The sequence below is a fragment of the candidate division KSB1 bacterium genome, assembly GCA_034506335.1.
In the GTDB taxonomy this organism is placed as follows: Bacteria; Zhuqueibacterota; Zhuqueibacteria; order JANLFK01; family Oleimicrobiaceae; genus Oleimicrobium.
Genome location: JAPDPR010000005.1, coordinates 94006 through 109202, shown reverse-complemented (window position 1 = coordinate 109202; position 15197 = coordinate 94006). Strand labels below are relative to the sequence as shown.

Below are 15197 nucleotides of genomic sequence, written 5' to 3'. Positions count from 1 at the left end.
GTACATTTTGTTCAGCGACAGCCTAGGAACGGGGTAAAGGGAAGGCGGATGTGGACAGGGAGGTTACTCATTACCAACGCGCAAAGCTGATGCTCGGATGCGCCGAGGTGGTGGTGAGTATAGCGCTGTGGCCCGCGTTGGTATGGAGTGGGATTTCGGCCCATCTGGAGAAGGTGGCAACTCGCGCAGCAGGCCCCCATCTTCTGTCTTTTTTGTTTTTCGCGTGCGTGATGGGATGCGTGCAGTTGGCTGCCATTTTTCCCTTTGCCGTGACGAGTGAGGTGCTCGTTGAACGGCGCTATGGTCTTTCACGGCAGAGCTGGCGTGGTTGGCTTTGGGATCAGGCGAAGGCGATGGCCGTTGTGGCGGTCATCGCAATACCCGCGTTAGTGGTTTTTTTCTACCTCTGGAACGCTCTGCCGCAGTGGTGGTGGATTCCCTTTGCAACAGTGGTGATAGGGGCCGGGGTAGCGCTTTCTGTTGCAGGGCCGCGCCTTGTGTTGCCCCTGTTTCACCGCCTCGAGCCAGTGCAAGACCCCGAGTTAGTGAGGCGGTTGGGGAGCCTGCTGCGGCCTCTGGGGTTAGAGGTTGAGGCCGTGCTGCGTATGGAGCTAAGCAGCAAGTCGCGCAAAGCAAACGCCGCCCTAGTGGGCGCAGGCCCGACACGGCGGATCGTCCTCAGTGACACACTGCTGGATGCCTTTCCGCCCGATGAGATCGAGTGCGTGGTGGCTCACGAGATTGGGCACCACTACCACAAGCACATGCGGAAGCTTGTGGCTGCAGGAGCGATGCAGGTGAGCCTGGGGCTGGCGGTGAGCGCCCTCTTGTATCCACGGCTGAGCGCGGTATGCGGAGTGCCACATAAAACGCTTGCCGCTTTGCCACTCATGCCGTTCCTATTTATGCTTTGGAGCGTAGTCACTTCACCGATTCTGAACGCTCTGTCCCGCCGCTTTGAGTGGGAGGCGGACCGGTTTGTGTTGGACGGGCGTGGCAAGGCCCAGGCATTTTCCTCTGCCCTGCGACGGCTGGGGGCCATGAACATGGCTGATCCCACGCCACACCCGTTGGTTGAGTTCCTTTTCCACAGTCACCCTTCGTTGGCGCGCCGCATCAAGATGGCGGAGTGCTACGAGGGTAGCACAGTCAATTGACGACCATGTTGAAGCAGTCCTCAAAAAGATACCCAATAGCGGCCGAGCTCCTGAGCCTGACGCACGAGCAGATTGCCCAGTTGGACCAAGAGTGCACTGGTGGACGAGGGTGGGAGTTCTACGCCAACGGCTTCGTGAGCGGCGCCACGGTGTTTCGCGACACGCTCATCGGCCAGGTGCGAGAGTTCACCATGGTCAACATCGTGGAGATCAAGGTGCGGGGAAGGGAGATTTACACCTCGTGCACCTGCTCCCACCGTGGCGGCGTCTGCAACCATGCCGTTGCCCTTCTCTACTCGTGGACCAACGACGGCGAAAGCTTCCTGGACGTGGGGGAGTCCATGGACGAGCTGGAGAAGCTGGACAAGGGCGACTTGCTGCGCATTGTGCGGCGAATTCTGGTGCGGGAGCCAAAGTTTTTGGCACTGGCCTTGGGACGGGACGCCGCCGATGACGACGATTCGCTCATCGAGGACGACCCCCTGTTCGGCGAAGACGTTGAAGGCTGACTCGGCTTGTGTGAGGGTGACTGGAAGTGAGGCGGGGTGAGAGAGCATCCCGCGCGGGCCAGATGCGCCCTCGGGGCACGGCCATTGATCTACAAAGACAGAGGCCAAAGAAAGGAGAGGATCGGTTGGGAAACGCCATGAGAGCACAGGTCATTGCACGCCAACTGCGACGAGTGGTAGGGGTGGTGATGTGGGGCATGTGGGTGGGCATGGCCCTGGCCATGGGAACAGCCGACAGCGAGGAACTGTTTCCCGTACCACCCGCTCTTAAGGCGAACGTGGACTTTTGGATAAAGGTCTATGCTGTCTATGGCCGCCGCCAGATGGTGTTGCACGACGCGGAGCGGTTGGACATCATTTATGAGGTGGTGGACCTAGACACGCTGTGGCGGAGCAGTGAGAGCTCGCGCTATGCGCGCGTCCGGCCCATCGAGAACGAGTACCGCGCGATCCTCACCCACTTTGCGCACAATCCACCCATCGACACCCTCGGCCTAAAGGGGCGCGAAAAGCGCGCCTACCTGCTGTGGAAGGACAGCCAGGACCCATTCAAGTACCGTCAGGCTGCGGCCAACTTGCGTTGGCAGCAGGGGCAGCGGGAAGCCGTCATCGAGGGCCTGCGCCGCTCCGGCCGCTTCATGGAGGAAATGCGGCGTATTCTTCGCAAGTATGACGTGCCGGAGGAGTTGTCGTATCTGCCGTTGGTGGAGTCTTTGTACCACCCGCGTGCCTATTCTAAGATGGGTGCTGCCGGTTTATGGCAATTCACGCGCAGCACCGGCCGTCTTTTCTTGAAAATCAATTACGATATAGACGAGCGATTTGACCCTATCAAAGCAACTGAGGCCGCGGCCAGGCTTCTGCGAAAGAGCTATGAGGAACTGGGCAGCTGGCCGCTGGCCATCACTGCCTATAACCATGGCCTCAATGGGGTGAAGCGCGCCCAGCAGGTGCTCGAATCCTCAGACATGGGGCACATCGCCACCAATTACCGCGGGCGTGCGTTTGGCTTTGCCTCCCGGAATTTCTACGCGGAGTTTCTCGCCGCAAAACACGTTGTGGAAAACAAGGAAAAGTACTTTGGCCCACTGCCGAGCGATCCACCGCTGCGCTTTGCCGTATTCGAAGTGCCCCACTATGTGAAGGCCTCCACCTTGATGAAGAAGTTTGGCTTGAGCAAAGAGGAGTTCGTAGCTTACAACCCGGCCTTGCGCGGGCCGGTCTTAGATGATCGCCGGTACGTGCCAAAGGGCTACGAGTTAAGGTTACCGCCGGACAAACAGGAGCTTGCCGATGCGCTCTACGCCCAGATCCCGGCGGAGGAACTGGCCACCACCCAGGTGCACGAAAAAACTGCTTCCGGCTACTACCGCGTGCGGGAGGGGGACAACATGTGGAGCATTTCGCGCAGGTTTGGGGTGAGTGTGCAGGAGCTCATGGCCATCAATGGCATCGATGATCCGCGCCGCCTGCGACCCGGGCAGCTGCTGCAAGTGGTAGCCGAAACTAAGCTGGCCGCCGCTCCTGCAGTGGGCGCGAAGGAGACTCAGGGTGGGGGCACGCCGGCAGTTTCCTCCCCGCCTCTCGTGATCGTGGATACGGTGGGCCAGCCCGCGGTGAGCCTTGGGGCCCTTGCTCCTACGAGCGCGCCACCGCCCGGACCCTACGGGCCCGCACTCAGGCCTGATACCTTCTACGTCGATATTCCTGACCCCGTGGGAAGGACCGTCGTGGTGCTCAGCGATGAAACGATCGGCCACTTTGCTGACTGGCTCAATCTGCCCGTGCATCGTCTGCGCAGCCTGAATGGGCTCCGCCCGCACGAGGATATCTACGTCGGCCAGCGCATCTTGGTGAACTTTAGCAAGGTCACCGTGGATGAGTTCCGCCGCCGCAGGATCGAGTACCACCAGGGTATCCGCGAGGACTTTTTCCAGCGGTTCCGCGTGGACAGCGTGCGGACGCATCAGATTGCCCCAGGCGAGAACGTCTACTCCTTGTGCAAAGAAGTGTACGATGTGCCTTATTGGCTGGTCGTGGACTATAATGTGGGCAAGAATCTCCAGAAGCTTCGTCCGGGCGACACCGTGCGGATTCCGGTGGTTTCTGCCATCAACGGAAGGAACGAAAAGAGTGACGCTCGCTCGGTTTTGTAGCTGCGCCATGCTTCTGTTGGCCGCTATGAGCTGCGGCCCTTCCCGGAAGCTCGATGCCCCGGTTGTCGAAAGCGGCCTGGATGTGTTGGTCGCCGAAGACTTTGCCTTGCTCAAAGGCAAGCGCGTGGGGGTGGTGACCAACCACACGGCTATCGACCGGCAGGGACGCCACATTGCGGACCTCCTGCATGAAGCACCGGGTGTGACGTTGAGCAAACTCTTTGCGCCAGAGCATGGCATCCGTGGCACTGCCGAGGCCGGGGCGCACATTTCTTCGGAAGTGGATACCAAGACCGGGGTGCCCGTAATGAGCCTTTACGGCCCGACAAAGAAGCCTACCCCTGAGATGTTGCGCGACCTCGACGTGCTTGTGTTCGACATTCAGGACGTGGGCGCACGTTTCTACACCTACATCAGCACCATGGCCCTGGCAATGGAGGCGGCTGCTGAGCAAGGTCTCCCATTCGTGGTGCTGGATAGGCCAAACCCCATTGGTGGCGCCATCGTCGAAGGGCCGGTGCTGGAGCCCGAGAACCGTTCTTTTGTAGGCATCCATCCCATTGCCCTGCGCCATGGCATGACCGTTGGTGAGCTCGCGCGGATGTTCAACGAGGAAGGGTGGCTGGCAGGAGGAATAAGGGCGGACCTGACCGTGGTGACGATGAAGAACTGGCGACGGGCCATGCCTTTTGCCGAGACAGGGCTTCCCTGGGTGAAACCCTCTCCAAACATCGTGTCGCCCACCACCGCTTTCCTCTACCCGGGCATCGGTTTGCTGGAGGCAACCAACGTGGCTGAGGGACGCGGCACGCCGACGCCGTTTGAGGTGTGCGGCGCCCCCTGGATCGACAGTGGTCGTTTGCTGGCGACGTTGCGCACTCACTCTTTTCCTGGACTCGAGTGCGACACCACTTCCTTCGTACCGATGGACATGCCCGGGATGGCGACTGACCCAAAGTACGAAGGCGAACGCTGCAAGGGGCTGCGGCTGCGGGTTAGTGATCCGACAGTATTCAGAGTAGTGGATTTTGGCATGTACCTGTTGGCTGCGGTGCGCGACATGCACGCCGACCGTTTTGTCATCCGCGAGCCGGGCATGCGCCTGATGACCGGCTCCACTGCCGTGACCGCGGCCATGATGAAGGGAGACAAGCCGGAGAACATCATTGCTTCCTGGCAAAAGGACCTCCAACGATTCCTGGAGCTGCGGAAGAAGTATTTGTTGTACGATTGAGCCCGACGCAGCATAGCTACTCATAGGAGCCCCTCCTCCCTTTGGCCGATCGCATCCCACAGTACCCCAAGCTCAGGCCCATCGAAGTCACACCAGTGTTGCACGAGGGGAAGAAAGCCCTTGCTGTCTATGACCCGACTCGCCTTTCTGATGGGGTGGTGGTAGTGACCCAGGACCTGGCCTACGCCCTGCAGCTCATGGATGGGCAGCACTCTCTGCTTGACATTCGCGCAGCCTATCTACGCAAGTTCGGCTCGTTCCTGTTCGAGGACCAGCTGGTCAGATTGGTCAGTCTCCTGGATGAGCACCTCCTTTTGGACAATGAGCGATCTGCTGCTCATCGCCTGCAAGTGGAGGCGGAGTTCCGCAACGCGCCGGTGCGAGACAGCACGCACGCCGGGCAGAGCTACCCGGAAGGAGCGGAGGAGCTGCGGCAGTTCCTGGGGCACTTCTTCCCACCGGAAGGGGCGCAAGAGCCCCCGTTTGCCCCGAGCCTCCTCAGGGGGTGCGTGGTCCCGCACATCGATCTGCGCGCTGGAGGGCCCTCCTACGGCCGCGCCTATCGCTTCCTTTCGGCAGCAGGGCCCGTCGACCTGTTCGTAATCCTCGGCACCTGTCACGTGCCGATACCCGCGCCCTTTGCGGGGACGAGCAAAAACTTCCGCACGCCTTTGGGTCTGGCGCACACGGACGGCGATTTCATGTACTCGCTTGGGCGCCTTTGGGACGGAGACTTGTTTGCCGGCGAGATTGCCCATCGCTACGAACATACCATTGAGTTCCAAGTTATCTTTTTGCAGCACGTGTTTGGCGAGATCCGCATCGCGCCCCTCTTATGCGCCTTTTCGCCGCTGGAGCTGACCGCGGACGCTCAGCTGAGAACTCAGGTAGACCGGTTCGCTGAGGCGTTGAGGCAGGCGTTGAGCGCCTATGGTGGGAGGGTGATAGTAATGGCCAGTGCCGATCTTTCCCACGTGGGGCCGCGCTACGGAGACCCATGGGCAGTGGACAACACACGTCTGGCGCTCGTGCGCAGCCACGACCAAGAGTTCATTCAGGCCGTGCTCTCAGGAGATGCTGAAAGGGGGGCCAGCGTACTTGCGACAGCCGGAAATCGATTCCGAGTTTGCGGATTTCCACCCATCTACACGATGCTTCGCGCTCTGGAGGCAAAAGGAGGGGTGGTGCTCGACTACCACCACGCGGTCGTAGACGGGAGCGGCTCTGTGGTCACCTTCGCGAGCATCGCCCTCTATTGACCTCCCTTCACGGGGGAATTGCCTCAGTCCTTCCGTCTGGCGCGGACCTGAAGTGACGAAGCGCCAGCACCCCTTCTCTTGTGCTGCTGCCCGTAAAGGAACCGTTTTCCTTGTCGCTTTTCCTTGACTTCCTCATCCGCACGTGTTATATTAGGCCGGTAAGCTTGACAAGCCTGGCTCGGTACGAGTGGCTGGGTGCCGTCTAGTCAACATCATCCACAGGAGGAGGCCATGACGTATGTTCTACCCGAGCTGAAAGCCGTGGCAATTGCAGGCCTCGGCACGATCATCCTCGGGGGACTGATGCTGTTGGGTGTACTCCGTGGGCGACAGAACCCCTTGTCTTACATGATTGGCGGGGCAGTGTGTATCGCCACAGGCTTGTGGGTCTATTATCTTCGCAGCCCTGGCCGGGTGTTGCTCGGTGATGGCAAACTCGTGCTCAAGGTGCCGATGTATCGCGAGCGCGTGCTTACAGGCGCAGACGTGGAGCGCGCGTGGGTGGAGGAACTAACCGCAGCAAACCCATGGCGTCCCGTGAAGAAGAAGAGCGGTACGGCCACGCGTACCGTGCGCAGCGGCCACTTTGTTCTTGCTAACGGGCGGCGCGCATTTGTGGCCAGCGAGGGGAACCGAGTGCTATGCATCGAAGCAAAGCGGGGAGAGCTTTACCAGGTGGGCATCCCGGAGTTTGAGCGGTTCGTCCAGCTGTTTTCGCAGGAGGTGCACCTCATTGAGCCGGAGCCTGCACCTCTGCACCAGGAGGCTGCACCGAAAGGCTGAGGATCTCATGGTCTCGCGTGCGTCAAGGGGAGACCGGGGCCTGACGTGACTGTGCCCACCAAGGGAGGCGCTGATGGAGCATGACTACCAGCAGATTTTGGTGGCGTTGACCGCGGCTTTGGGCCTTGCCTTTGCCATCGAGCGCGTCTTGCAGGTGGTAAAGACACTATTTGACAAGGTCCTTTTTCATGCTCAGGAGCTGACGCCGCAGCGCAGCGCTGTGCCGGAGCGATTGCTGAATGAGCTGATTTCTCGCCACCAGCAGGAGGATGGCAGCCTGCTGGCCGAGGAGCTGGAAGCAACCAGGGCGCGCCTTGCGCGCGAAGGAGAAGCTTTGCCCCGTAAGGAGCGAGAGGCACTGGCAACCCGCGTTGCGCAGCTCGAACAGATGGGCCTGGACACGAGCAAGGCAGAGTTAGAAGAGGTCTGCCCCGAGGGGACCGCCTTGGTCGATGAAATGCCACCCCCGGACCGCCTCAAGGTACTGCGCACGTTCTGGTTGCAGATGGTGGGCGCATTCGCTGGCGTGGTGGTCTGTTCCGTGAGCCATTTTGGGCTCCTGGCACGACTTATTGGCGGGACCTCAGGCGTGCCCGTTCGCCTCGATTGGGTGCTGAGCGGCATTCTGATCGGCGCAGGAGCTCAGCCCATTCATTTCCTCATCGAGTTTATCACCCGCCGGAAGATAACTGCCCTCAAATCCGCAACCGCCGAAGAGGAGGCCGGAGCCGAGGAGCTGCGGGCGCGATCGCCCGGTGCAGTGGGCTCGTTATCCGCGACGAGCATAGTTCGCGTACCCTACGACGGTGGCGTTGATGTCCAGGAGCTGGAGTACATCCATCGCCGTCCTGCTAACCCAGACCTCATCGTGTTCCATCATACCGGCATGCACAGCGACACCTCCTTCGCGGAGGTGAGGAGTCTTATCAAGCAGAAAGGCTGGGTGACCGGCTACCACTGTGTGGTGCTGGCGGACGGCACCATCTGCGGGTTTTGCCGCTGGGACCGCTACGGCAATCATGTGCGCGGCTACAACCTGCGCTCGCTGGGCATCGCATTGCACGGCAACTTTGAAACAGACCCCGCCCAGCCTTTTGCCAATTGGGATGGCAGATATGGTCTCCTGGCTCCTTCGGAGGCCCAACTTGATGCAGCGGCGCGCGTGGTTGCCCTCTGGACTTTCCTCTACAATATCCCCTTGGCGTTCGATAGTGCCATTGTCCCGCATAGCGCGCTGGTGGATACTGCATGCCCTGGTTCAAATTTCCCGATAGCCCTGTTCCAGGAGCTCATCGCTACCTACAGACGGCAATGGGAGAGCTCAGAGCAGGCCCGGCAGGAGATCGTCCTGTTCCAGAAAAAGCCCTTCTTGTACGTCTGAGCCGGAGGTGTGTGGCTATGGAGAATCAGACCGTGAGCGAGGTCATTCTGCACGTGACCTACCTCTACCTGTTGATTCTGGTGCTGGCTCTATTGGTGGAGCGCACCATGGAGGTGCTGATGTCCTGCTACGAACTGCTGGAGTACAAGTGTGGCTGGTACAGGTGGTGGCAAAACCGGGCTGAGAGGCTGAGAGAGCGCTTTGCGAGGCGCGCCGCTGGCGCTCGCTTCTACCAGGCGGTTGACACCTCTGCGCTGCTCTATCTCATCCGCGACGCCCTCCTGGGCAAGAAGGCTGGCTACTCCGGCCGCATCCCCATTATCAGCCCGCAGCTGTTGCGCCATTTGGCTATTGCCACTGCTGCGCGCGTTGTAGCTAGCGGTATCGGCATCGGCCTCTGCGCCGTGACCAGGGTCGACGTGGTACGCACGTTCAACATCGACCTGCAGATCGACTACCTTAACAGTTGGCCGCGGGCTGCCACACTTGTGATGAGCGGCATCATCGTGGGTTTGGGCTCCGAGCCGGTGCATAGCCTCATCCAAGCGGTAGAGCGCCGGCGTAAGCGCAAGGAGGCGCAGGCTGAGGCTGGCGCACCCGGCACCTCTGGAGGGAGGTAGCTCATGGACGTCTATACAATCGCTCTGGTGGCCATCGGGGTGATCCTTCTTGGTGGCCTGGTGTGGCAGCTGCGCCTAACTGCAAGGACCGGATTGCTGTTCGCGTTGGCCGCTCTCAGTGCGGTATTGGGACTCTCTTTGTGGGCCGATGCAAGACGCCGTCGCCTCCTGCGGGCTCTGAACGCACGAGAAGCTGAGCTGGCAGAGCTTGAACAGCAACTTGAGGAGCTGCGCAAGAAGTACGCGATCTCAGAGGAAGAGTTACGGCAGGCAAAGGAGGCGATGCGTAAGGAGCGAGCCGCCTACATGAGGCGCATATTGATGATAGACGCGGAAAAGGAAAGGCGGACGGCTGCCATCGAACGGATGAGCCCAGAAGAGGTCCTCGAGGCCTTTACCAGGGCCTACGGAGGGAGTACACGATGAGTGCCACCTTCTCGGTGCAGGAGAGGACTATGATGCGTCGCGTTCGGTCGACGATGAATATGCTCACGCTGGTCTGCCTTGGTGGAGTGACATTGTCCGCCTATGCGCAGCACTGCTCGGTGCTAGATACTAGCGGAGCCAACTACCTGGTGAACATCAACGGGCAGACGTATCTGGCCATCCCTCTGTCCACCGCCAAGCAGGTGCTCAAGGCGCGCGAGGAGCTGAGCGCGGCCCTGAGTCGGGCCCAGGCCGCAGACTCGCTGCTTGCCTCCTATGAGCGCATCACCGCTGCCTACGAGCGCCACTTCCGCCTGCAGTCTGAGCTCATGGAGCAGACCCAGCTCCTCTACTCCGGCTATCGCCAGCTGGCACAGGACTATCGGCGCATCAAAGGGGAGGCACTCGTGCGCTTCGAGGCGGGCGTCGGCGCGATACGCGACTCCCAGCGCGATGAGCTGCTGCCGGTGGTGCTGGTGGGAGCGTCAGGCGGCCGGTTGAGCGTGTGGGCCTTTCTGAACAGTCGCGACTCTGGGTTCATTTTTGGCGGCAATCTGCCTGTGAGGTGGGGGGCGCTTTTCTGAGTCCTGAAGAGGCTGCTCCGCACGCCTGGCTACCCCCTGGGAGACCTGGTCTTCTGCCCGAAATTCGCTTGCTGCTGGCCTCTTACCCCGGCCGACGGCTCGCGACGAAGGGCACGCTGTGCTCTGCTGCGGAGGACGTGGACGCGAGACTCTTCGCGCGGAGGGGCACGGCTCCCCGTCCCCCGGACAAAGTGCCCATCCATCGAGGCTGCAGCCGCCGCTGCCTTTCAAGTGCATACAACCCTAGTTTCAGCGTACAGCCACCACCTCTCTCGCTGCCGGGTACTTCCCAGCCTCCAGCAGGACACCCCAGACCCCAGAGCCCTTTTGTTGTCCGGCCTGATTGCGGTCGTCCCTGACAGCCAGGTGCTCACCCTGGTCTGTTTGCTCTGATAGAAGTGGCGGCCGGCGGAGTATTGCTCCGGCAGCAGGATATGCACAACAAAGGCCCACGCCTTCCTCGAATGAGACATCACCGGATGGAGGCGTGGGCCTGCGCGTGCTTTCCTAAGGTGCGCCGTGACCAGAGATAGCTGCCTTAGGCCTCAAAGCTCAGCGTGAATGGGTGCTATCTGCGGCCGGGAGAACTTCAGAATTCCAGCCCAAGGCTAAATCGCTGCACGTTGTCCAAAACCCCAAAGTCAAGGTAGGCGTAATCCACTTTGAGCCGGACTCGCCCTAGAAGTTCGTAAGCAAGCCCTCCGCCCAATGTGACGCCTTCCTCGCCATCCCGCAAGAAGAGCGACTTGTACCCAGCGCGCAGAAAGACATTCTCGTTGAAAGCGTACTCGGTGCCAACATTAAGGTACTCGGTGTTGTTGTTTGGGTGGATCGCGTCCACGGCGAGGGTCAGGCGATTGGGCCCACCTTTGAGGATCTCCATCGCCACGCCCGCCCGGAAGATCAGCGGTAGTGACCACTTATCGGTGGCCAGGTGAGCGATAATCTTGTTGTTGTTGCCGTACTTCACCGGGTCGATGTCGTGCGTAACCTGAGTATCTTTGCCCTCGAGCTGCATCTTGCCACCGAAGTTGGAGATGCTGGCCCCGATGCGCATGCCGTTCAATTGGGTCACAAACAGCGTGCCCACGTCGATAGCGAAGCTAGAAGCGCTCATGTGCCAGATGCGCTGTTGAATGTACTTGCCGGTGAAGCCGATCGAAAACCTATCGGTCAAGGCGCGGGCGTAAGAGAGGCCGAGCGCTACGTCGCTGGCCCCAAAACGCTCGCCGGTCCCCTCGGGGTAGAAGACCGTGCGGACTTCCATTTCGTCCATGCCCAGGGCACAGAGGCTTGCCCCTAAGGTGCCAAAGGACCCCAAGGGGAGGGCGATTCCGGCGAAATCGTAGCGCATGTCTGCCAGCCACTGCGTGTGGCCCAGGTGGAGCTCGCTGCGGGACAGGCGTGCGAGACCGGCCGCGTTCCAGTACAAGGCGCTCGCGTCGTTGGCCGTGGCCACGAATGCGCCTCCCATGGCCAACGCCCGTGCGCCCACCTCGATCTCCAAAAAGCAGGCGCTTGTCGTTCCCACCTTGGAGACGTTTTCCACGAACTGCGCGTACGCCAAGCTCCACGCGCAGAGAGCTGCTCCCACGATCAAAGTGCGTGCACGTCTCATATCGGCATGCTCTCCTTGCTTACTTGATCACCGCGAACTTGCCAACTGTGCTGCCAAGACCCGGCGCCTCGATGTGGTAAATGTAAATACCGTAGGCTATTTCCATGCCGTCCTTGGACAGAAGATTCCACGACTCGGCACCGTTGTCGATTGGGCTGTCATGGTGGATCTCTTTGACCAGGTAGCCGCGGGTGGTGAAAATCTTTATTGTACACTTAGCGGGCAAGTGGATAAAGTCGATCTTCCTCTCCCCGCGCCCAGATTGGTAGAAGTGCTGGGGCTCCCACGAGGCGGTTACCACGTAGGGGTTGGGGACCACCGCGATACGGCTCAACATGCTGTCGATCTTTGCCTTGGCCTTAGGAAGGACTATCTTACTGCCCTCTGCGGTGAAGGTATACCTGTCGGCGGCCCTGAATGGCTTGGTGGTGTGGAGTAACCACACGTCGCCCGGCTCTGGGTGATTGATCTGGACAAACGTCGTGTCATAAGCCCACACGCTGTCAATGAGGGCAATCACCGTATCGATGCCGCCGATGGTCGTGTGGATGTAGCGTGTGTCCACGCGCACCAGAGTGGAGTCCACCAACAGTGAGTCTGGTTTTTGCAGAATGACCTCGTAGGTGACCGCCGTACCTGTTGGTGCGGGCAGGAGCACGATCGACTCGCCGGGATTCCAGTACTTGTTGCCGTCTTTGTCCATCAGTACGAAGCGGCACTCACGCTGCTCGCACACATTCCAGATGACGAAGGGCGCATGGGTGCCAGCGAAAACCTGCCCGTCGCGCACGCGTTCGCCTATCCGCCCTTCAAAACGGAACTCAAAGTCGCTCTCGTAGAGCTTTCCACCGGTATACAGCCGTACGGTGTGGGTGTAATTGCAATCGCCCTTGATCCAGCCGCTGTTCTGTTGGTCGATGGCAAGCGGCTGGTCCTGTACCACCACGCGCAGCCCATCAAAAATGGGGTTGTCCAGCTGCCCTTGCACGTAGGGGCTTCTGAAGACAGGGTAGTACAGGTAGGAGTACTCGTACTGTTGGCCGATGCTCATGGCTCCGCCCGGGAGGATGGCCACCTGACCGTTTCTGGCGTCCAGGCGAAAATCGACGCCTGGCACAAACAAGCGGCCTCCGCCCACTGGCGTAATGAGCACCGAGTCAGCTACTAGCGGCGCGGCCTCCAACGGCACCCAGGCGGTGTCGGCCACAAAGCGGCCCGTGCGCCTGGTGAGGTCCATGATAGAGAAAGTCTTTGTGGTGTCCGAGCCCTTCGGGTAGTCGTCTTTGAAGCTCACGGCATATTGTCTACCATCGGGCACGCGCATCGGGTCCACAGGCACGATCTGGATGGTGCCCGTGGCAAAGCCGCTGACATGTTCTAGCGAGCCGCTGAGGGTAGAAAGCTGCGGAGCCTCGCGATAGCCAGCAGCAGGCGCATTGGGCCTGACCACCACAGTGTTGAGGTCGGTGCTGAGCACCCGACCAGCAGCATCGGTGCGAATGCGCTTGGAGCACTCGGCAGGTGCCATGTTGGGCAAATAGGGGATAGGGCTAATGCCTCGCTCATAAAAGTCGGAGTAATACCCCTTGTCGTAGGAGCACACCGCGTAGTAGTAGGTCTGCCCATTTTCCACATTGGTATCGGTCCAAAAATGGAGGAGCCCGCTGTCGTTGCCCATGTCCATCTGCACGCCGTTAAAGGCCACCGGATGTGGTCCTTTCAGCCCGTCCTTGAGGTCGATAATCGCCACCGGCTTGTTGAAGGTCGGGTTTCCGTAGGCGTCGGTGATGGTGTAAGACTCCAAGAACCCCGGATCCGTGCTCCGGTAGATGCGGTAGCCCTCAAAGTCAAAACCGTAGATGGGGTCCCACGACTTTTCCGCGGCGCGATCCCAGTAGAGAGTCACCTTGTGGTCTCCTGGGACAGCAGTCACCTTGGGCTTGAGAGGAGGTTTGGTGAAATTGTAGTCCCGGTCGTAGATGATCTGCATGATGCGGGCATTGCGGAAAATGTCGTCCTGATCTTCGCCGAAGAGCATGGCGATGGCGAATTTGCGCATCCTACCGGGCTTGAGGGGGAAGTAGCCCGAGCCGTAGAGGAAGGTAATATCGGTGGTCTGCTCCGGGTTGTCGATGAAGTGACCAGGCGTGGTCAGCTGCCACATCTCTTCGTCATTGGCCAGATTCAGCCCTTTGCGCCAGTCCTTTGAGTCGAAACTGGTTAAACCGATCTGGTCGGCCTCGTCGTTATCGGTGTACTCAAAGTTGGGCTCACCGGGATCAGGCTGGCCATTGCCCTCGGTCCCGTCGGCGTCCGGACCGATGTACTCCGGCATCAGTGGGCCCACGCCATCGCTGCCGATGTCATCGGTCTCTGGATTCCAGTCACCATCGTTGTCAATGCCATCGTCCTGGCTTTCGTCTACCATGCCATCGCCGTCATTGTCCTTGCCGTCGAATGGATCGCCGGGGGATTCCAAGTATTTGAAGCCAAAGTAGGCTACTGGCCCGCCCCAGGCACCCACGTTATCGTGGTCATACTGGTAGACGATGTCATCCTGCTGGTCGAACCAGCTGTCATCGTCGCGCTGGTCGCCGTCATCGCCCACGTCAGCGTCGCCGTACATACCGAAGACCATTTTCTGGTACTCGGTCAGGCCGGTGTTTTTCACCCAATAGGTCCAAATGAGAATGTCCTCGGCCGCGGGGTGTGCCCACTGGTACCCGCGCACTTGGACCTCGATGGCCAGGCCTCGTTTGGTGGAATCGAAGGGGTCAGGATAGAACTTGAACTCATCGTTCACATAATCATTCATCACAAAGTACGACTCCTGGTCGGCGCGCGCATAGGCGCCGTACTGGCCGTTCCACAAAGGGACGCGCGTGACGGGATTGACCCATTCCGGCCTGTCCGGCCACACCCATGGCCAACTGTCCGGCTTGCCGTCACCGTCGTTATCAAGGGCGTCGCTCATGGCTACGCTGCTCTGATTGGGATCGGCGTAGCCAGGGAGCGGCTCAAAGCCCCACTGGTAGCCCAGTGGCGAGCGGTCGTTACGACTGGCGTCGGCATAACCATCGCTGAAGATATGCCGAATGTGCCCTTCGGCATCTACCACTTCCGCGCCGATGATAGGGGTGAATTCGGCAATGTAGGAATGGCCGGAACCCTTCGGGTAGACACCCGAGAGGTAACGGTACCCCCCGTACCAGTTGCCAATGGAGCCGTAGTTGTAGAAAATGGTCATGATCTTGTTGCCATCGTGGATGCCGCTCTTGCGGTCCTCGTGGCCGGTCGGCTTGGGTAACTGGGTGGCCCGAGAGCCCGCCGGCCCGCCGGATGCAGCCGTGCTGGGGCGCACACTCATTAGTAAGCACAAAGTGCACAAGAGGACAGTCCCGGTCTTGCTTGTGGCGCTCACGCTTGTCAACCTCCTTCGACTAAGAGTTCGCTACTCAGGTCTTGTTGCC

12 protein-coding genes are annotated in these 15197 nt (G+C 60.1%); 10 read left to right on the top strand and 2 right to left on the bottom strand.

Going from position 1 to position 15197, the window contains the following annotated elements:
• Positions 1–50 precede the first annotated feature (50 nt).
• The 10 genes from ONB25_03325 to ONB25_03280 all read left to right on the top strand — a co-directional run bounded on the left by ONB25_03325 (position 51) and on the right by ONB25_03280 (position 10109).
• Complete coding sequence (locus ONB25_03325; protein MDZ7391918.1) at positions 51–1157, top strand: M48 family metallopeptidase; 1107 nt, start codon at positions 51–53, stop codon at positions 1155–1157.
• Entirely contained in the window at positions 1154–1666 is a 513-nt protein-coding gene (locus tag ONB25_03320; protein MDZ7391917.1) for a hypothetical protein, read from the top strand. Before ONB25_03325 ends, ONB25_03320 begins: the two co-directional genes overlap by 4 nt.
• A 137-nt stretch (positions 1667–1803) precedes the next feature.
• The gene (locus ONB25_03315) at positions 1804–3822 is read left to right on the top strand and encodes a LysM peptidoglycan-binding domain-containing protein (GenBank protein MDZ7391916.1); all 2019 of its coding nucleotides are present in this window, start codon (positions 1804–1806) and stop codon (positions 3820–3822) included.
• Positions 3800–5056 (top strand): DUF1343 domain-containing protein, encoded by a 1257-nt coding sequence (locus tag ONB25_03310; protein ID MDZ7391915.1) that lies wholly within the window; start codon positions 3800–3802, stop codon positions 5054–5056. The genes ONB25_03315 and ONB25_03310 overlap by 23 nt, the downstream gene beginning before the upstream one ends.
• 41 nt (positions 5057–5097) lie before the next feature.
• Positions 5098–6315, top strand: coding sequence for an AmmeMemoRadiSam system protein B (amrB, locus tag ONB25_03305; protein ID MDZ7391914.1), 1218 nt, complete (start codon positions 5098–5100; stop codon positions 6313–6315).
• 231 nt (positions 6316–6546) lie between these two features.
• Positions 6547–7098: a hypothetical protein gene (locus ONB25_03300; protein MDZ7391913.1), complete on the top strand. Its 552-nt coding sequence runs from the start codon at positions 6547–6549 to the stop codon at positions 7096–7098.
• A gap of 73 nt (positions 7099–7171) precedes the next feature.
• Positions 7172–8479, top strand: a complete 1308-nt coding sequence (locus ONB25_03295; protein ID MDZ7391912.1) for an N-acetylmuramoyl-L-alanine amidase — start codon at positions 7172–7174, stop codon at positions 8477–8479.
• Positions 8480–8496: 17 nt separating this feature from the next.
• Entirely contained in the window at positions 8497–9099 is a 603-nt protein-coding gene (locus tag ONB25_03290; protein ID MDZ7391911.1) for a hypothetical protein, read from the top strand.
• 3 nt (positions 9100–9102) lie between these two features.
• Entirely contained in the window at positions 9103–9525 is a 423-nt protein-coding gene (locus ONB25_03285; protein MDZ7391910.1) for a hypothetical protein, read from the top strand.
• 29 nt (positions 9526–9554) lie between these two features.
• Positions 9555–10109, top strand: coding sequence for a hypothetical protein (locus ONB25_03280; protein ID MDZ7391909.1), 555 nt, complete (start codon positions 9555–9557; stop codon positions 10107–10109).
• 589 nt (positions 10110–10698) lie between these two features.
• Here the strand turns inward: ONB25_03280 and ONB25_03275 are convergent.
• Together ONB25_03275 and ONB25_03270 are read right to left on the bottom strand one after the other, a co-directional pair.
• Complete coding sequence (locus tag ONB25_03275; protein MDZ7391908.1) at positions 10699–11727, bottom strand: PorV/PorQ family protein; 1029 nt, start codon at positions 11725–11727, stop codon at positions 10699–10701.
• Positions 11728–11746: 19 nt separating this feature from the next.
• Positions 11747–15148 (bottom strand): hypothetical protein, encoded by a 3402-nt coding sequence (locus tag ONB25_03270; GenBank protein ID MDZ7391907.1) that lies wholly within the window; start codon positions 15146–15148, stop codon positions 11747–11749.
• Between the last annotated feature and the right edge of the window lie 49 nt (positions 15149–15197).